We start from the raw sequence: 17425 nt of genomic DNA, 5'->3' as shown, positions 1-17425 counted from the left end.
TATACAGGTGAACAATCGAGATGAATGAGATTCGCCCGGAGAGTTACTGGACCCATCTGTACTGGCTGACGGTGCTGGAAGAGCAAAAAAGCTATACCCGCGCCGCGGAAAAACTGGCGGTCAGCAAGTCGGCGATCAGTCAGAAAATTAGCGAGCTGGAACGGATTACCGGCAAAAAGCTGGTGCATCGCACGACGCGGAATGTGACGCTCAGCGAGGATGGCCTGCGGCTGGTGGCGGAGCTGAACGAACCTTTCGGACAGCTGCGCGATATTTTTGCCGGTACCTGTGATGAAGGCGGGCCGCTGCGGGGAACGCTACGGGTCACGGCGCCGGTCGCCTTTTCCCGTCAACAGCTGGTACCGGCGATTACGCCATTTTTGCACCAGCACCCGCAGCTGCAACTGCAGCTGGAGGTGACCGACCGGCTGGTATCCCTGGCCAGCGAGGGATTTGACCTGGCGATACGCCACTGCCGCCGCGAAGCGTTGCCGGAGACCCACGTGGCCTGGCCGCTGTGCAGTACGGCGACGCTGATCGTCGCCTCGGCAGAGTATATCCGCCGTTTTGGCCGTCCGGATTCCCCGGAGACGTTGCGCCATCATCAGTGTCTGACCTATCCGCGCGGGGCGCAAAGCCCGCAGTGGACGTTCGAGTCCAGCGAGCAACCGGCCGAACGGGTGAGTGTCAAGGTTCATGGCCCCTTCGCGACCAACAATAGCGAATCGCTTCGTGATGCGGTGCTGGCAGGGCTGGGTATTGCGCTGCTGCCTGATTTCAGCGCCCGGGAGGCCATCGGCCGTGGGCTGGTGCAGGAGTTGCTTCCTGGCTGGCGGCCGATCGAGGTTTTCGCGCCAAATCTGTACGTTATCCGCCCCTATGCACCGCGCGTATCACGCGCGGTAGAGACATTCAGCCACTATTTGAAGCACACCTTCAGCTGAACAGCGCCAGCTGTTCCGCCAACGCCTGGTGAAAGCGGGGAAGTAACTCTGTTTCGCCGGGCAGCAGCTGCGCCAGCGTCACGGTTTTATCAGCACGATAGACCCGGCCACTGTTGAGGCGGGCTTCAAAATCGTTCGCGGCCTGATGCGCGCCGATCAGATCGGTATCCACTAAAATCACCGCATGCGCCAGGACAACATGTCCTCGATCATCGGCCAGCGGTCGCCAGTACTGGGCAGTACCGACAATTTTGCGGGCATGGTCACCCTCGCCGCAGGCCAGGTTGTAGCGCCCGTCGCAAAATGATCCCGTCACCGCCTGATAGTGACTCCCGACGCCAAACGTTGCCAGCGTGCGCTGAAGTAGCCCGCAGAGCTGCTGATAGATAGGTTCTGCCGCTTCGCCCAGCGGTTGCGCGATAGGCCAGGCGAGGCTGAGATTGATAATCCCGGGGCCCTGCGGGACCAGTCCACCGCCGGAGCGGCGAAGCCACACCGGCCAGCCGCGGCGGGAAAAAAGCGCGCTGACGGCGCTGAGCTCACTGAATTTGCGATAGCTGCCAGGCACCACCAGTCCTTGCGGCGCCTGCCAGATCTGCGCCACCGCATCGCCGCGGCGGGCCTGTTCAAACAGCGGCTGCTCAGCCAGCGTCGGGTCAGGGCAGTAGAGCAGCGGTAGCGGCTGGGGATGAAACTGTGCGGGCCAGCAGGCCGGGCGGTTGTCCTGAATCATAAGGTCTCCATGTACGCGGCGGTTCCCCGCCGCGTACCGCGCAATCAGGGGTGAGGGGTCTTTTTCATCAACATGGCGGTGACGGCAGAGAGCAGACAGCCGCCGGTCAGGTAAATCGCCACGCTGTGCCAGGAGCCACCGGAGAAGGTGACCAGTGCTGCGGCAATAAATGGCGTAAAGCCGCCGCCAATGACGCTGGCGACCTGATAGCCGACGCCGGCCCCGCTGTAACGATAGCTGGCGCCAAACATCTCGGTGAACATCGGTTGCTGAACGCAAACCACCATATCATGGGCGATATTGGCCAACATCAGGGCGAAAAAGAGGATCCAGAAGTACGACTGACTCTCCAGCGCCATAAAGAACGGGAACGCGCTGAGCGTGCCGATTAGCGCACCGGTAATGTAGATCCGCCGGCGGCCAAAGCGATCCGCAAGCCAGGCGAAGCAGGGGATTGTCAGACAGCTAATCCCACCGACCAGCAGGCCGATATTAAGGAACAGTTCACGCGGCAGGCCGAGGTTCTGCGTTGAGTAATTCAGGGCGAAGGCTGTGACAATATACATGGTCAGCAGTTCGCACAAACGCAGGGCGATAATCAGTAAAAACGCCCCGGGATGACGAAACAGGGCTTCGACGACCGGCAGGCGCTTTTTGGCCGTCTTCAGCTGCGCTTCCTGCTGCTGATTTTCAAATTCGGCGGATTCGGCCATGCCGTTGCGGATCCACAGCGCAACTAACACCAGCACCACGCTGAACAAGAACGGCAGGCGCCAGCCCCAGCTGAGAAACTGCTCGTTGGTGGTGTTGGCGCTGATCAGCGAGACCAGGCCGGTGGAAAGCAGCAGACCCACGCCGTAACCCACCTGAACTCCGCTGCTGTAGAAGGCTTTTTTATTTTTGGGCGCACTTTCTACTGCCAGCAGCGCCGCGCCGCCCCATTCTCCGCCGACGGCGAAGCCCTGAATAGCGCGTAGGGTGACAAGCAGCACGGGGGCCCACCAGCCGATTTGATTGAAAGAAGGGAGCAGACCAATGCAGGCGGTCGCAATCCCCATCATCCAGACGGTCATCATCAGCATCCGTTTGCGGCCGAGGCGATCGCCGAAATGACCGAAGATAATGCCGCCGAGGGGACGAAACAGGAAGCCGACGCCGAAAGTTGCAAAGGCGGCCAGCGTACCCATTGCCGGGCTAATCTGCGGGAAAAATTCGCGGTTAAAAACCAGCGCGGCGGTAATGCCGTAGAGTAAAAAATCGTACCAGTCAACCACCGCGCCGGCAAAGCTGCCCCAGGCCGCTCTTCTGGCGCGATTGAGTGAACATGTCTCCTTGCCGGGGCGGGAGGAAATAAGCGTTGAGTCCATACCTGTCCTGTCTGTTGCCGTGTTTATCATTATTGGAATGAGACGCAGTCTTAGCGGCGTCTGTACAAAGACTACCGCGCTCCAGGATGAGAGAAAAGATTTTTACCGAAAGTGCTGCCTTAATGGCAAAAAATGTGCTTTTTATCGTCAGGCGTAAACACAGGTTCAGAGTGTTCTGGAAAGAGAAAATATTTTTAATCGAGAACCTCACAACCCGCTGCTGACGTCTTTTAAGAATTGACCTTAATGGTTTACAATTAACTTATCTCCAATTCCGGAATGGTGAGCTAAATGCGTCTACTTTTCGCAGTTTTATTTTGTGTTATGGTTTTGCCTAATGCTTTTGCAGAAAAACTGCCTGCCCCTACGGGGAAGCCCGTTTTAACCATTTCCGGCTTGATTGGAAATACAAATGCAGGCGATACCGCGGTTTTTGACCTGGCGGCATTAGAAAAACTGGGGATGGAGACCATTGTCACCACCACGCCCTGGTACTCAGGAAAAGTGCGCTTTGAGGGCGTTTCCCTTAGCAAACTCATGGATTTAGTCGGTGCCAGGGGCAAGACGGCCAAGGTTATTGCCTTGAACGACTATACGACGATGGTCCCGCTCGATGATTTTCGCCAGTTCCCTGTTATCCTCGCGCTAAAATTAAATGGCGAATATATGCACATCCGTGATAAAGGCCCTTTATTTATTGTTTATCCGTACGATAGCAGCCCTGAACTGCAAAACCAGGTTTATTATTCCCGTTCAGCGTGGCAAGTTTCAAAAATTATCATTGAGTAAGGGTTTGATCTTGAATCGAATACTTACCGGGATTATTTTGTCGCTGTTCATCATCACCGGATACATTACCTATCTGGTGCATGAGCGGCAAAGTGAGTTACAGAAATTAACCCGCTATACGGACTCCTGGTCAGTCGCCCAGATAGTATCCGAGTATATGCGGCTGGAGTCGAGTTTAGGCGCATTCGCACTTGGCGTGGAGAGCGCTGACCGCGATCAGGTACGTCTGCGCCTGGATATTATGTTGAGCCAGATTGAACTGTTGCAGCAGGGCGAACTGAGGAATTTTATTCATAAAGATGCCGGGCGCCAGGCTACCGTCGATACGTTGTTCGCTATTTTGCAGCAGCTCGATAGCGGGCTGGATAAAATGACACCTGCTCAGATTAAGACGGTGTTAGGCAAAATGAGAGAGATTGACGGCCCGATGACCTCGCTCGCCTCCACCTCGCTGGTGCAGGGGATTGACGTTGTTAATCATACTCACGATAAAATTCAGAATCTGTATTACATCTATTCAATTATCTCCATCCTGTTGATTACAACCTGTATCACGTTGGGCCTGTTGATGCTGCGGCAGAATAACAATCTGCGGCGTGCCCATGTGCGAATGAAGCTGCTGGCCGACGATCTGCAGCTGTCAAAAGAGAAGCTGCAGGTGCAAAACCGCCGTCTGCAGTACGATGCTTACCATGACTCGCTGACCGGTATGCCGAATCGGCTCTCCTTCTGGCAAAAGTTGCAGGAAATTGTCAATCAGGTCAGGCCTTACGATGGCTGTGCCGTGGTGATGCTTTTCGACCTCGATAATTTTAAAGATGTAAACGATACGCTGGGCCACGATTCCGGCGATAAACTGCTGCAGGAACTGGCCAGCCGCCTGTCGTTTTTCCGTAAAACTGCGGAAACTCTCTATCGTCTGGGAGGCGATGAATTCGCCCTGATCTCCTGTGACCTGAGCGAAGAGATGGCGCTGGAACGGGCGATGGTGATCCGGGAAAAAATCATCCAGCCCTATCAAATCTATGACTCGATGATCAACATCGATGCCTGCATCGGCATCGTGCTTTCCGATCGCGAAACGCGCACCGATTATTTATATAAATGTGCCGATCTGGCGCTGTATGAGGCGAAAAAAGAGGGCGCAGGTACCGTCAAGGTCTTCCGCGCCGGCATGCTGCAACGTCTGCAGGAGAATAAATCGTTCGAGGATGATCTGCTGCAGGCGCTCGGTAATGGTGAATTCCGGGTGTATTACCAACCGATAGCCGACACGGTCAGCGGTGAAATTTACGGTTACGAAGCGCTGGTGCGCTGGTTCCATCCGGTACGCGGCGTGGTTCCGCCGAGCACCTTTATTCCGATTGCCGAGAAAACGGGCATGATAAACGCCCTCGGCGAGTGGGTGCTCAGCACCGCCTGCGAAGAGGCGGCGCGTTGGTCATCGCCGCTTAAGGTCTCGGTAAACGTGTCGCCTATTCAGTTGATTAACAGCTCGTTGACCGATGTGATTGTCAGCGTATTGAAAAAAACGGGCCTCGATCCGCATCGTCTGGATCTGGAGATTACCGAGTCGGATGTGTTCAATGAAAACACCCGCTCTTTAGAGATTCTCAGCCAGCTGCGTGAGCTGGGGATCCAGATTTCGATTGATGATTTTGGTACCGGCTACTCGTCATTGTCGCGGTTGAGCTATTTCCCGTTCGATAAGATAAAAATCGATCGCTCGTTTGTGATTAATATTCCGCTGCAAAAAGACGATCTTGATATTGTGCGTCTGATCATCAGCATGGGAAAAAGTTTACATATGCGTATTGTCGCCGAAGGCGTCGAAACAGAAGAACAACTCCATTCGCTGCAACAATTAGGTTGCGATCTGGTTCAGGGTTATCTAATTGGTAAACCCGGCCCCCTGAACACGCCGGTAAAATAAATCATCTTCTCTCCTGTCTTATCGCGGATCTGATTCACAGGTCCGTCCATTCTTATATTTCAGAAAAACTAACCCTTATTGAGTATTAACGGGGGTAGAAAATTCTCATCTTTAAAAATAATACCCTTAGTGATTAAAAGGGGTATATCATATGCAACATATTTCACCGTTCCCACCGCACGCAAGGGTGCGGAAAGCGAGGCCGAATCATGCAGCGAATTATTATTCCCACCCACTATGTTCATACGCGAACTACGCCCCTGTGGACTACAGAGACGGCGCCCGCCTCTATCTGGCAGCGGCATCTTGATGCCGGAACCCGGCAGGGAGTCTATCCCCGTCTGGCTGTGATGCAGGGGGCTATCCGCTATTACGGCTATGCCGATGAGACCAGCCCGCAGCCGGTGGAAACGCTGACCATTGAAGCCGGACAGTTTGGCGTATTTCCGCCGGAGAAATGGCACCGAATTGAAGCATTGACTGAAGACACCGTCTTCAACGTAGATTTTTATGTCGATCCTCAAATTCTGATAGAGGGATAAGGCTGCACGTATGAACAACGAAAATAGAGGTTATTCACTGGCTGTTGCTAATGGCAACAATAATGACAGACAAGAGAAAGTCTATTTGAAGCCGATGGCGCTATATATTCCCGCCATGGCCGAGCAGGCGCTGGCAGAACTTGTTGCCCCGCTGTCGTCTGACAATAGCCAGGGGAAGGGGTTCACGCTGTCGGTGACCAATAATAATAATGGTGTATCGGTGGATAAAGAGTTTGCCTCCCTGAATGAGCTGCAGGCGCCGGGGGTGGCTGCCGATGCCGTCAAAGATCTGATTAATATCGTGCGCGGTTATGAATCGGATGAAGAGACCAACGTCTGCGGCTGGTAGTTTACAAGCGAAATATCGGGCAGACACCCCGGGTGTCTGCTTTCTTCACCGGCCAGCCCATCTTAGCTGGCGGTATTGTCACTTCCGCTCTTTCCGCTGTCACCTGAAAAGCAGCATCTGACGCTCCTTCGGATCGATTTTCGTACGACAAGCTTATTGTCCCGGCACGGATCCGTCGCCTGCCGTTCCCTCGCTTTATGCGCGTTCTTATTTATAAATATAACTAACTAGTTGGTTATGTGATTGCTGTCGTATTTACCCAACATATTAATTTCTATAATGCTTTGTTGAGAAAAATGATGCTCAACTTTTCTGGTTTAACGTTTTTCAGGCACAAAACACTGAGGTCACAGAGATGAGTCAACCCGACAGCCGTAAACTATCCCTCAATACCGCCACGGTGCGGGAGAAATGGACACTTGATCAGATCATTGAAGGCTGTGCCCGGCATGAGATTCGCGGCATTGCGCCCTGGCGCGATCAGGTCCAGGCGCTGGGGCTGAAAGAGTCCGCACGTCTTATCCGCCACCATGACCTGCTGCTGAGCGGCTATTGTCGCGGCGGTATGTTTCCCGGCAGCACCCCGGAGGAGCGTCGGGAGAAGGCTCTGGATAACCGGCGGGCAGTGGATGAAGCTCTGGAGCTTGGCGCACCTTGCCTGGTGCTGGTGGTCGGAGGGCTGCCTGCGGGATCGAAAGATTTACTCGCCGCCAGGCAGCAGGTGCGTGATGGGCTGAGTGAACTGCTGGACTACGCGCGCCCGCTCGGCATGCCGCTGGCGATTGAGCCCCTGCATCCGATGTACGCCGCCGAGCGCGCCTGCGTAAATACGCTGGCCCAGGCCAACGATCTTTGCGACGAACTAGGCGACGAGGGGCTGGGTATCGCTGTGGATCTCTATCACACCTGGTGGGATCCGCAGTTTCAGCAGCAGATTGAACGGGCAGGCGTCGATCGGCTGTTGGCTTTCCATATTTGCGACTGGTTAGTGCCCACTACGGATATGCTGCTGGATCGCGGCATGATGGGGGACGGAGTTATCGACATTCGTAGCCATCGCCAGGCTATCGAGGCGCTGGGCTACAGCGGTTTGCACGAAGTGGAGATATTCTCCCGTAACAACTGGTGGCAGCGGGACCCGGATGAGGTGCTTGCTATCTGCAAGCAGCGGCACCGCGAATTTGGCTAGGGGAGGGGGTTCCCAGAGCGGTGACTCTGGGAAATAAACGCCTCGTCGCATAATACTCAGAGGCCATAAACCGTCAGCAGATTTTTCATTCGCCGGGTAGCCAGCTGCGGATCTTGCAACAGACCGGCCTGGTCCGCCAGGCGGAAAATTTCGGCATAGTGGCTAATCTCGCGTGCCGCCTGCATGCCGCCGGCCATCGAGAAATGACTCTGGTGACCGTTGAGCCAGGCCAGAAATACAATGCCCGCTTTGTAATACTGCGTCGGCGCTTTAAAGATTTCCCGCGACAGGGCGACAGTGGGGTTCATCAGCCGATAGTATTCCCCGCTATTGCCCAGCGCCAGTTCGTTGAGTGCGGCGGCGGCTACCGGGGCGATAGCGTCGAAAATACCTAACAGCGCATGCGAGTAATGGCCATCCTCTCCGGCAATCAGTTCGGGATAGTTGAAATCGTCGCCGGTGTACATTTTCACCTGTGAAGGCAGGCGCTTACGGAAGGCGACCTCTTTTTCTTTACTCAGCAGCGAAATCTTAATGCCTTCCACTTTATCAACGTTGTTGGCGATGATCTCCAGCACGGTATCCGCGGCGGCAGCAAAATCCGTCGACCCCCAGTAGCCGGCTAACGCCGGGTCAAACATCTCTCCCAGCCAGTGGAGGATAATTTTATCCTGGCTTTGTTCCAGCAGACGGTTATAGACGGCAAGATAATCCTGCGGCGTTTTTGCCACTTTGGCTAAGGCCCGGCTGGCCATCAAAATGATTTTGCCGTTATGTTGTTCGACCAGTTCCATCTGCTCTTCATAGGCCGCGATAACCTGTTCCAGCGTGGTGGCGTGGGCCGCCTCCAGCTGATCGGTCCCCACGCCGGCAGCAAGATCGGCACCGGGTACGGTTTGCGCCTCTTGCAGCGAACGGATAATCAGCTCTTTGGCGATCTCCCAGCTGACTCCCATGCCGCGCTGGGCGGTATCCATTGCTTCGGCAATATTAAACCCAAGTCGCCAGAGATGGTGGCGATAGGCCAGCGTCGCGTCCCAGTCTATGCGCGGATTGTTCAGCCAGTCCGCTCCCTGATGCTGCGGGTCGATCACCACGTGGGCGGCGGCATAGGCGATACGGTTAAACGCGGGGGTGATAACCGTCGGACGTTCTTCTGTGGTCACGAGCGGATAATTCGTCATGATCCCTTGTGGGGTTGGCAGGTGAATGCTAAGCATATTGACTCCTCAGTTAAGTATCTATTTAGTTACTTTTAGGTGTACTTTTTGCCCGCGGAAAAGTCAAGATACTCACGACTAAAGTGATAAGCCGGGCAGCGAATGGTGAGCTGACCGCTGCCTGTGATTGCAATATTTGTCGATTGGTTAACAACAATTATTTAACTGGATTGACAACCATATTTATCCAATGTAGTAACTATCTGGTTATTTAATTAATGTGTTCGAATGTCGTGAGAAACAGACGGCATGACTAATAGCTGGCAGGAGGATGACCATGTATTTGACTGAAACCCATCAACAGATCCGCGAGATGACCCGTAAGTTTGCCGACGAAGTGATTCGGCCTCAGGCGGAAGAGCTGGACAGAGAAGAGCGCTTTGCCGCGGAGATCTACCAACAAATGGGGGAGCTGGGGCTGTTCGGTATCACCGTTCCGGAAGAGTATGGCGGCGTCGGACTGGATGCGGTGGCCTATGCCGTGGTGATGGAAGAACTGTCGCGCGGTTACGCCTCGATTGCCGATCAGTGCGGCCTGGTCGAGCTGCTGGGAACGCTGTTATCAAAATACGGGGATGATGCGCAACGCGCCCAGTGGCTGCCGGGCCTGCTGAATGCCTCGCTGAAAGGGGCCTATTGCATCACCGAAGCCGGGGCCGGTTCCGATGTCTCAGGAATTAAAACCACCGCGACCCGTACTGCGGATGGCTGGGTGCTGAACGGGAGTAAGCTGTGGATCCATAATGCGCCGGTGGCCGATGTGGCCTTTGTGCTGGCGCGCACGGATAAAGAGGCTGGTCACCGCGGCATGAGCATCTTTATTGTCGATTGCTCCCGCGATGGCGTCTCCCGTGGCCCGAAAGAGCACAAAATGGGTCAGCGCTCATCGCAGGTGGGCGAACTGCATTTCAACCAGGTCAGACTGCCGGCACACGCGCTGCTGGGGCCGGAAAACCGCGGCTTTCACATTATGATGAGCGTGCTGAATAAAGGTCGGGTGGGCATCGGCGCGCTGGCAGTCGGTATTGCCCGCGCCGGGCTGGAAGCGGCGATTGAGTATGCGAAACAGCGCGAACAGTTCGGCAAACCGATTGCTGATTTCCAGGGCGTGCAGTTTATGCTGGCGGATATCGCCAAAGATACCGAAGCCGCTCGTCTGCTGGTGCACAGCGCGGCCTATAAAATTGACACTGACGCCGCGGATACTTCGATTGCCTGCTCGATGGCGAAATGCTTTGCCGGCGATGTTGCGGTGCAGCACAGCGGCAATGCGGTGCAAATTTTTGGCGGCGGCGGCTATATTCGCGGCGTGGAGGTGGAACGCCTGTACCGCGACGCCAAGATAACTCAGATCTATGAAGGGACTAACCAGATTCAGCGCATGATTATCGGTCGCAATTTACTGGCGTAATCCTCTGTTACCCGGAAGAACAGGCACTCCAGACGGGGTGCTTTTTTTTTGCCTGTCACCGGCATATGGCGGGAAGGGGGCAGAACGCAGGCAAAGCAAACCCCGATAAAGAAAACCCCGGCGCTGCCGGGGTAAAGAACTGATCACATATTCGGGTAGTTGGGGCCGCTGCCCCCTTCGGGCACCGTCCAGACGATATTCTGCAGAGGATCTTTGATATCGCAGGTTTTACAGTGCACGCAGTTTTGCGCATTAATCTGCAATTTAGGCTTTCCGGCAAGGGTGATGATTTCATAAACCCCCGCCGGGCAATAACGCTGGGCCGGTTCAGCAAAACGCGGCAGCGTTTCCCGTACCGACAGCTCAGGATCTTTTAACCTGAGATGGCAGGGCTGATCTTCATCGTGCGACGTGTTCGCCAGATAGACGGAGGAGGGCTTATCAAAACTCAGCTGGTTATCTGGTTTGGGATAGTTAATGGGGGTGCTTTGTTCCGCTGTCTGCAGCTGCAAGTGATCCGCTTGACGGTCATGCAGCGTGAACGGTAGCTTACCTTTAAACCAGTTCTGATCGATATAGTTAAGCGCCCCGCCTGTCAGCGTACCAAAACGGTGCAGCAGCGGGCCAAAGTTACGTGACTGGCGTAGCTCTTCCCCGAGCCATGATTGATGAAACGCCTGCGCAAAATCAGCAAGGTCCCGTTTGTCATCGGGGGTTTGTATCAGCGCCCGATAGACCGATTCAGCGGCCAGCATCCCGCTTTTCATCGCCGTGTGGCTTCCTTTAATTTTGGCGAAATTGAGCGTGCCCGCGTCGCAGCCAATCAGCAGCCCGCCGGGAAAATGCATTTTGGGCAGCGCGTTGATGCCCCCTTTGGTGATGGCGCGCGCGCCGTAGGAGAGACGTTTTCCGCCGCTGAGGGTTTCGCTAAAGGCCGGGTGATGCTTCATACGCTGAAACTCATCGAACGGGCTTAAATAAGGATTACGGTAGTTGAGATCGACAATCAGCCCGACGACCACCTGATTATTCCCGGCGTGGTAGAGAAAACTCCCCCCCGATGCGCCGTCGCTCAGCGGCCAGCCGGAAGCGTGGATAACCTCTCCGGGGCGGCTTTTTTCCGCTGGGATCTCCCACAGCTCTTTAATACCCAGCGCGTAGTGCTGCGGATCCCGGCCGGCATCAAGTTGATAATTCGCGATCAGCTGTTTGCCCAGATGACCGCGGCAGCCTTCGGCGAACAGCGTATATTTCGCCAGCAGGTTCATACCCGGGGTAAAACCGGGTTTTTCTTCCCCCCGGGCATTGATCCCCATATCGCCGGTGGTGATGCCGGCGACGGCGCCGGCATCGTCATACAGGATGCTGGCGGCGGCAAAACCGGGGAAAATATCTACTCCCATCGCTTCTGCCTGGCGGGCCAGCCAGCGGCAAAAATCCCCCAGGCTAATGACGTAATTACCCGTGTTATGCATTGGGGCAGGGATAAAAGCCGCCGGGATCTTCCACGCTTTTTCACCATCGCGCAGCAACAAGAGTTCATCTTGCGTCACCGGCGTGTTCAGCGGTGCGCCGAGCGACTGCCAGTCGGGGAAGAGTTCGTTGAGCGCCCGGGGTTCGAACAGTGCTCCGGAAAGAATATGCGCGCCAACCTCAGCCCCTTTTTCAATGACGCAAACGCTCAGCTGACGTTGTTCCTGCTGCGCCATTTGCATCAACCGGCAGGCTGCCGATAGCCCGGCGGGTCCTCCACCGACAATGAGGACGTCAAATTCCATCGTTTCACGTTCCAACATAACCTCCATCTTTTGTTGCCTGCCCCATGCTCATCACAGTTTCGCGACCAGCTGCGGCACAATCTCAAACAGATCGCCCACCAGGCTGTAGTCGGCGATTTTGAAAATTGGCGCTTCTTCGTCGCTGTTGATCGCCACGATGACTTTGGCATTGCTCATCCCGGCCAGGTGCTGAATGGCCCCGGAAATACCCACTGCGATATACAGCTCCGGCGCGACAATTTTTCCGGTCTGCCCGACCTGCAGATCGTTGGCGACCATCCCGGCATCGACCGCCGCGCGGGATGCGCCGACGGCGCCGTGCAGTTTGTCGGCAAGCTGTTCGATCAGAGCAAAGTTTTCGCGGCTGCCCAGCGCGCGACCGCCGGAAACCACCACGCGGGCGGTAGCAAGCTGCGGGCGATCGGATTGCGCCAGCTCTTCATGAATAAAACGGGATAGCGGCTGGTGAGCGACGCCGGCGACCTGCTCAATGGGCGCGGCAGACTCGCTTTCTTGCGCTGCCGGGAAGCTGGAGGCGCGCAGGGTCATGACCACCTGCGGGTCGAGACTCTCAACGGTGGCGATTGCGCTGCCCGCATAAACCGGACGTTTGAAGACCCTGGGGCCGACCACTGCAATCACGTCGGAGATTTGCGCGACGTCGGCGAGGGCCGCAACGCGCGGCAGGATGTTTTTCCCGTTTGCGCTGGCGACGGCGAGCAGATGGCTGTAATCCCCGCGGAGCGAAAGCATCAGCGCGGCGACGTTTTCGGCCAGCTGATGTCTAAAGGCGCTATCGTCAGCGAGCAGCACTTTCGCCACCCCGGCAATGCGCGCAGCCTGTTCCGCCACCGCGCGGCAGTTTTCGCCCGCCACCAGCAGGGTCACCTCGCCACCCAGCTCCCGGGCGGCGCTGACCGCATTTTTGGTCACTGCGTTGAGCTGGTTATTGTCATGTTCGACAAGGAGTAAAGTAGCCATATCAAATCACCTTCGCTTCGTTTTTCAGCTTGTTCAACAGTTCATCCACGCTATCGACGCGTACGCCGGCTTCGCGCACTGGCGGGGTTTCGACTTTTAACAGGGTCGTGTGCGGGCGTAGCTCAAGACCAAACTCCTCCACCGGCAGGATGCTGAGCGGTTTCTTTTTCGCTTTCATCATGTTGGGCAGGGAGGTATAGCGCGGCTGGTTAAGGCGCAGGTCGGTGGTGACCACTGCCGGCAGCGTCAACGACACGGTCTGCAGGCCGCCGTCTATTTCACGGGTGACCAGCGCCTGGCCATTCTCAATACGCAGCTCGGCGGCAAAAGTTCCCTGCGGATAACCGCACAGCGCGGCAAGCATTTGCCCGGTCTGGTTATTGTCGCCATCGATGGACTGTTTCCCCATCAGGATTAACGACGGCTGCTCCCGTTCGACCACTTTCGCCAGCAGCTTTGCCAGGTTGAGCGGTTCGAGGGACGAAGGGGTAGCGATGAGCAACCCGCGGTCGGCTCCCATCGCCAGCGCGCTGCGCAGCTGCTCCTGGGCCACTTCTTCACCGATGGTGACCACCACGATCTCGCTGGCGATGCCGAGCTCTTTCAGGCGAATGGCTTCTTCAACCGCAATTTCGCAGAACGGGTTGAGCGCCATTTTCGCGTTGCTCAGATCAACCTGGCTGCCATCGTTTTGTACGCGGATCTTAACGTTATGATCGACAACGCGTTTTACGGGGACGAGAACTTTCATCGTTACCTCTCGGGATGTTGACATGTCTTTCTGGTTTTAAGTAAATAACTATTTAGTTATTTATTCAACCGATTTTTGCCCATGAAAACGAACATGGGCGACAATTTGTGATCAGTGCGACGCGATAATCAGATCGCTGGCTTTCTCGGCGATCATAATGGTGGGGGCATTGGTGTTGGAGCTGACCAGATCGGGCATCACCGACGAGTCCACCACGCGCAGCCCTTCAATGCCGCGAACGCGTAATTGGGTATCGACCACCGACATTTCGTCGACGCCCATTTTGCAGGTGCCCACCGGGTGATAGCAGGTGCGCGCAAACTGGCGGATGTAGTTTTCCAGATCTTTATCGCTTTGCGCGTCCTGTCCCGGCATATGTTCGCGGCGAATATAGGGCGAGAAGGCGCTTTGTTGCATGATATCGCGCATCAGCTTGCAGCCTTCGACACTCATTTTGAGATCGTACGGATCGCTGAGATAGTTCGGGTCGATCAGCGGAGCATCGCTGGCGTTAGCCGAGCGTAATGTGACCCGACCGCGGCTGCGCGGACGCAGGAAGTAGCTGTTAATCGTCACCCCGGAGCCGGAAGGCACCGGTTCGATACCGGCTTCCACCCCGGCACCCGCCAGGAAGTGAATTTGCGTATCGGGAGTGACGGACTGTTTATCGACATACCAGAACGCGCCGCCTTCGACGATGTTCGAACATACCGGCCCTTTGCGGAACAGCAGATATTCCAGCCCGGCCCACAGCATCCAGTGCGTCTTTTTGTACTTGTCATAGCTCAGCGCGTTACTGAGCTCAAAGATCAGGTCGATGCCCAGATGGTCCTGCAGGTTTTCCCCGACCCCCGGGAGATCGGCAACCACCGGAATGCCTTTTTTACTCAGCTCATCGGCCGCGCCAATTCCCGAAAGCTGCAGCAGTTTAGGAGAACCAATGGCTCCGGCGCTGACGATGACTTCACGGCTGGCATGCAGTCGTTGCGGTGTGCCATCCTGATAGATCTCCACGCCGACGGCGCGCTGGTTATCGATAAGCAGCCGGGAAATATGGCAGCCGGTCTTAATCGTGAGATTGCTCCGCTGGCGCGCGTCTTTCAGATAGCCCACCGCCGCGGAACAGCGACGGGCGTTGCGGGTGGTGGTCTGATACAGACCGCAGCCGGCCTGGGTCGCGCCGTTGAAGTCGGGATTGTAGGGCAGTCCCGCCTGCTGGCAGGCTTGACTGAAGGTTTTGCTCATCAGATTAGCGCCGATCGGGCTGGAGACGCCGAGCGGGCCGCCGACGCCGTGCCAGGCGTCGGAAAAGGTGTCGTTATCTTCGGATTTAATAAAATAGCGCTGAATATCGGCAAATGACCAACCGTCACAGCCCTTTTCCGCCGCCCAGCGGTCATAGTCCGCCGGCGTACCGCGGGTGAATACTTCGGCGTTGATAGAACTCCCGCCGCCCAGCACCCGCCCCTGGGCAAACAGCAGCTCACGATTGCCGAGCTGGGGCTGCGGTACCGTTTTATAACCCCATGTCAGCGGCCCGGCGGTGAGTTTGCTAAAGCCAACCGGTAAATGGATGTAGGGGTTGCTGTCCTTTGGACCGGCCTCAACCAGCAGCACTTTGCAGTCGGCGTTTTCGCTTAAGCGCGACGCAAGGACGCTGCCCGCCGAACCGCCGCCAATAATAATGTAGTCGTACATGTCTGATCCTCTGCCCCAAAATCACTCAGCGAGCCATTTAGCGCGCTTGCCCAACTGGATATGTACGGATTTAATCTCGGTATATTCATCCAGACCATAGCTGCCGCTTTCGCGCCCGATACCGGACTGTTTAAAGCCGCCGGAAGGGAGCTCGGGGCCGCCGGCGATAGTGGTATTCACCCACAGTCTGCCCGCCTTCAGATCGCGGAAGCCCTGCACCGCCTTATCCAGATTCGACGTCCAGATGCTGGCCGCCAGCCCGTAGCAGGTGTCATTGGCAATGCCGATCGCCTCTTCATAGCTGTCGAACGGGGTAACGCAGAGCACCGGGCCGAAGATCTCTTCGCGGAAAATAGTCATTTCCGGGGTCACATCATCGAAAATGGTCGGTTCGATAAACAGCCCATTCCCGGTGGGAACCGCCTTGCCGCCGGTGAGCAGGGTCGCCCCCTCATTTTTCCCCTGCTCGATATAGCCGAGCACGGTCTGGTAGTGTTTCTCCGTAACGATCGCGCCAATCTGGGTGCTTTCATTCAGCGGATCGCCGCTGCGCACTTTCTGCGCGCGTTCAACCAGCTTCTGGCAGAAATCTTTATGGATAGAACGTTCAACCAGTAAACGACTGCCGCTGACGCAGCACTGCCCGGTATTGAACAGGAAGCCAAACAGCGTACCGTCCAGCGCGGCGTCAATATCGGCATCGGCAAAAACCACCTGCGGATTTTTACCGCCCAGCTCCAGACCAAGGCGTTTGATGTTTTTTGCCGACGCGTGCAGCGCCATCTGTCCGACGGCGGTGGATCCGGTGAAAGAGACCATATCGATATCGACATGTTCGGTGATCCGCTGGCCGACGACCGAACCGCTGCCGGTGACGACGTTAAATACGCCGTCGGGCAGCCCCGCCTCTTTAAGAATACCGGCCAACAGCAGAGTCGTACCGGATGTGATCTCGGCGGCTTTCGCCACCAGCGTACAGCCGGCGGCCAGAATATAGGGGTAGCGTTCTGCGCCAATAAAGAAAGGGAAGTTCCACGGCGTGATGACGCCGACGACGCCGATGGGTTCGCGAGTCACCAGACCCAGCATGTTGTCGCCGAGATTATTAAAGCTGTCGCCATTGATGCTGCGCGCCAGGCCGGCGGCATATTCCCAGATATCGGCCGCGCCCTGGATCTCGCCGCGTGACTGGGCGATAGGTTTACCGGTTTCCAGCGTTTCCAGCAGCGCCAGTTCCGCAAGGTTCTCGCGAATGAGCTGGGCGGTTTTCAGCAATACCGCCGCACGCGCTGCGCCGCTAATGCGCGACCATTTTCCGCAGTTAAAGGCGTCTCTGGCTGCCTTTACCGCCTCATCAACGTCTTCAACGGTTCCCGCCGGATAGGTGCTAACGACAATATCGTGGGCCGGGCTTTTACGGACAAAACTTTCGCTGCTGTGGCCCGTGGTCCATTTGCCATTGATGAACATCTGAAATTCACGCGCTTTTTCAGGCAGCAAAGGGTGGTTAACGTCTACAGGGTGAAATGTATTACTCATCGTCCTCTTCCCATCGTTCATAGCCTTCCTTACCGCTCGGTAAGAGCCAGCGAGTGATCGTTGTCATCCTGTCCATCGCATTTTTAGATGGGGACAAGATGGGTTGATTGTGTTTGGGTTTAACTTTATGTTTTATAAGTATAATGTTATTTATATATAACTATATGGTTACATATATTAGCATGCTGTTTTTGAATTGAA

General features: G+C 55.8%; 15 protein-coding genes. 7 read left to right on the top strand and 8 right to left on the bottom strand.

Translation table 11 applies throughout. From position 1 onward, the window contains the following. The first annotated feature begins 20 nt into the window (after positions 1-20). Positions 21-944 (top strand): LysR family transcriptional regulator, encoded by a 924-nt coding sequence (locus ROR01S_RS01730; RefSeq protein WP_004864488.1) that lies wholly within the window; start codon positions 21-23, stop codon positions 942-944. On the opposite strand, the gene ROR01S_RS01725 is transcribed toward ROR01S_RS01730, so the two are convergent. Together ROR01S_RS01725 and shiA are read right to left on the bottom strand one after the other, a co-directional pair. Beyond that, positions 937-1677 (bottom strand): lipoyl protein ligase domain-containing protein, encoded by a 741-nt coding sequence (locus ROR01S_RS01725; protein WP_004864487.1) that lies wholly within the window; start codon positions 1675-1677, stop codon positions 937-939. The two genes, ROR01S_RS01730 and ROR01S_RS01725, sit on opposite strands and share 8 nt — an antisense overlap. 44 nt (positions 1678-1721) lie before the next feature. Then, complete coding sequence (gene shiA / locus ROR01S_RS01720) at positions 1722-3044, bottom strand: shikimate transporter (RefSeq protein ID WP_004864485.1); 1323 nt, start codon at positions 3042-3044, stop codon at positions 1722-1724. Between the two features lie 291 nt (positions 3045-3335). Between shiA and ROR01S_RS01715 the strand changes: the two genes are divergently transcribed. The 5 genes from ROR01S_RS01715 (at position 3336) to ROR01S_RS01695 (ending at position 7846) form a co-directional block, all read left to right on the top strand. Then, the gene (locus ROR01S_RS01715; protein WP_004864483.1) at positions 3336-3833 is read left to right on the top strand and encodes a putative pterin-binding protein; all 498 of its coding nucleotides are present in this window, start codon (positions 3336-3338) and stop codon (positions 3831-3833) included. Positions 3834-3843: 10 nt separating this feature from the next. Further along, entirely contained in the window at positions 3844-5766 is a 1923-nt protein-coding gene (locus ROR01S_RS01710) for a putative bifunctional diguanylate cyclase/phosphodiesterase (protein ID WP_004864480.1), read from the top strand. 209 nt (positions 5767-5975) lie between these two features. After that, positions 5976-6308: a TehB family protein gene (locus ROR01S_RS01705; protein WP_004864478.1), complete on the top strand. Its 333-nt coding sequence runs from the start codon at positions 5976-5978 to the stop codon at positions 6306-6308. Between the two features lie 10 nt (positions 6309-6318). After that, positions 6319-6657, top strand: a complete 339-nt coding sequence (locus tag ROR01S_RS01700; protein WP_004864476.1) for a DUF1869 domain-containing protein — start codon at positions 6319-6321, stop codon at positions 6655-6657. A gap of 355 nt (positions 6658-7012) precedes the next feature. Continuing rightward, positions 7013-7846: a sugar phosphate isomerase/epimerase family protein gene (locus ROR01S_RS01695; protein ID WP_004864474.1), complete on the top strand. Its 834-nt coding sequence runs from the start codon at positions 7013-7015 to the stop codon at positions 7844-7846. 56 nt (positions 7847-7902) lie between these two features. Here ROR01S_RS01695 and ROR01S_RS01690 read toward each other — a convergent pair whose 3' ends face one another. Next, positions 7903-9066: a dihydrodipicolinate synthase family protein gene (locus ROR01S_RS01690; protein WP_004864471.1), complete on the bottom strand. Its 1164-nt coding sequence runs from the start codon at positions 9064-9066 to the stop codon at positions 7903-7905. Between the two features lie 277 nt (positions 9067-9343). Between ROR01S_RS01690 and ROR01S_RS01685 the strand changes: the two genes are divergently transcribed. After that, on the top strand, positions 9344-10477 hold the full coding sequence (locus ROR01S_RS01685) for an acyl-CoA dehydrogenase family protein (RefSeq protein ID WP_015583953.1): 1134 nt from the start codon (positions 9344-9346) through the stop codon (positions 10475-10477). Positions 10478-10620: 143 nt separating this feature from the next. On the opposite strand, the gene ROR01S_RS01680 is transcribed toward ROR01S_RS01685, so the two are convergent. The 5 genes from ROR01S_RS01680 to ROR01S_RS01660 all read right to left on the bottom strand — a co-directional run bounded on the left by ROR01S_RS01680 (position 10621) and on the right by ROR01S_RS01660 (position 17224). Next, a complete protein-coding gene (locus tag ROR01S_RS01680) occupies positions 10621-12282 on the bottom strand; it encodes an electron transfer flavoprotein-ubiquinone oxidoreductase (RefSeq protein WP_064359038.1) in 1662 nt (553 codons plus the stop codon). Positions 12283-12306: 24 nt separating this feature from the next. Beyond that, the gene (locus tag ROR01S_RS01675; RefSeq protein WP_004864466.1) at positions 12307-13236 is read right to left on the bottom strand and encodes an electron transfer flavoprotein subunit alpha/FixB family protein; all 930 of its coding nucleotides are present in this window, start codon (positions 13234-13236) and stop codon (positions 12307-12309) included. Between the two features lies 1 nt (position 13237). Continuing rightward, positions 13238-13987 carry an electron transfer flavoprotein subunit beta/FixA family protein gene (locus ROR01S_RS01670; protein WP_004864465.1) on the bottom strand — a complete coding sequence of 250 codons (750 nt, stop codon included), beginning with the start codon at positions 13985-13987 and terminating at the stop codon, positions 13238-13240. 111 nt (positions 13988-14098) lie between these two features. Continuing rightward, complete coding sequence (locus ROR01S_RS01665) at positions 14099-15685, bottom strand: GMC family oxidoreductase (RefSeq protein WP_044351168.1); 1587 nt, start codon at positions 15683-15685, stop codon at positions 14099-14101. Between the two features lie 21 nt (positions 15686-15706). Then, positions 15707-17224: an aldehyde dehydrogenase family protein gene (locus ROR01S_RS01660; RefSeq protein ID WP_064359037.1), complete on the bottom strand. Its 1518-nt coding sequence runs from the start codon at positions 17222-17224 to the stop codon at positions 15707-15709. Positions 17225-17425 lie beyond the last annotated feature (201 nt).

The sequence above is a fragment of the Klebsiella ornithinolytica NBRC 105727 = ATCC 31898 genome, from assembly GCF_001598295.1.
Lineage (GTDB): Bacteria > Pseudomonadota > Gammaproteobacteria > Enterobacterales > Enterobacteriaceae > Klebsiella > Klebsiella ornithinolytica.
Note: the sequence above shows the minus strand (reverse complement) of the source record. Positions and strands in the feature narration are given on the sequence as shown.

Coding starts and splice junctions, on each gene's coding strand:
- ROR01S_RS01730 (WP_004864488.1), top strand. CDS start 21: ATGAATGAGATTCGCCCGGAGAGTTACTGGACCCATCTGTACTGGCTG.
- ROR01S_RS01725 (WP_004864487.1), bottom strand. CDS start 1,677: ATGATTCAGGACAACCGCCCGGCCTGCTGGCCCGCACAGTTTCATCCC.
- shiA (WP_004864485.1), bottom strand. CDS start 3,044: ATGGACTCAACGCTTATTTCCTCCCGCCCCGGCAAGGAGACATGTTCA.
- ROR01S_RS01715 (WP_004864483.1), top strand. CDS start 3,336: ATGCGTCTACTTTTCGCAGTTTTATTTTGTGTTATGGTTTTGCCTAAT.
- ROR01S_RS01705 (WP_004864478.1), top strand. CDS start 5,976: ATGCAGCGAATTATTATTCCCACCCACTATGTTCATACGCGAACTACG.
- ROR01S_RS01700 (WP_004864476.1), top strand. CDS start 6,319: ATGAACAACGAAAATAGAGGTTATTCACTGGCTGTTGCTAATGGCAAC.
- ROR01S_RS01695 (WP_004864474.1), top strand. CDS start 7,013: ATGAGTCAACCCGACAGCCGTAAACTATCCCTCAATACCGCCACGGTG.
- ROR01S_RS01690 (WP_004864471.1), bottom strand. CDS start 9,066: ATGCTTAGCATTCACCTGCCAACCCCACAAGGGATCATGACGAATTAT.
- ROR01S_RS01685 (WP_015583953.1), top strand. CDS start 9,344: ATGTATTTGACTGAAACCCATCAACAGATCCGCGAGATGACCCGTAAG.
- ROR01S_RS01680 (WP_064359038.1), bottom strand. CDS start 12,282: ATGGAGGTTATGTTGGAACGTGAAACGATGGAATTTGACGTCCTCATT.
- ROR01S_RS01675 (WP_004864466.1), bottom strand. CDS start 13,236: ATGGCTACTTTACTCCTTGTCGAACATGACAATAACCAGCTCAACGCA.
- ROR01S_RS01670 (WP_004864465.1), bottom strand. CDS start 13,987: ATGAAAGTTCTCGTCCCCGTAAAACGCGTTGTCGATCATAACGTTAAG.
- ROR01S_RS01665 (WP_044351168.1), bottom strand. CDS start 15,685: ATGTACGACTACATTATTATTGGCGGCGGTTCGGCGGGCAGCGTCCTT.
- ROR01S_RS01660 (WP_064359037.1), bottom strand. CDS start 17,224: ATGAGTAATACATTTCACCCTGTAGACGTTAACCACCCTTTGCTGCCT.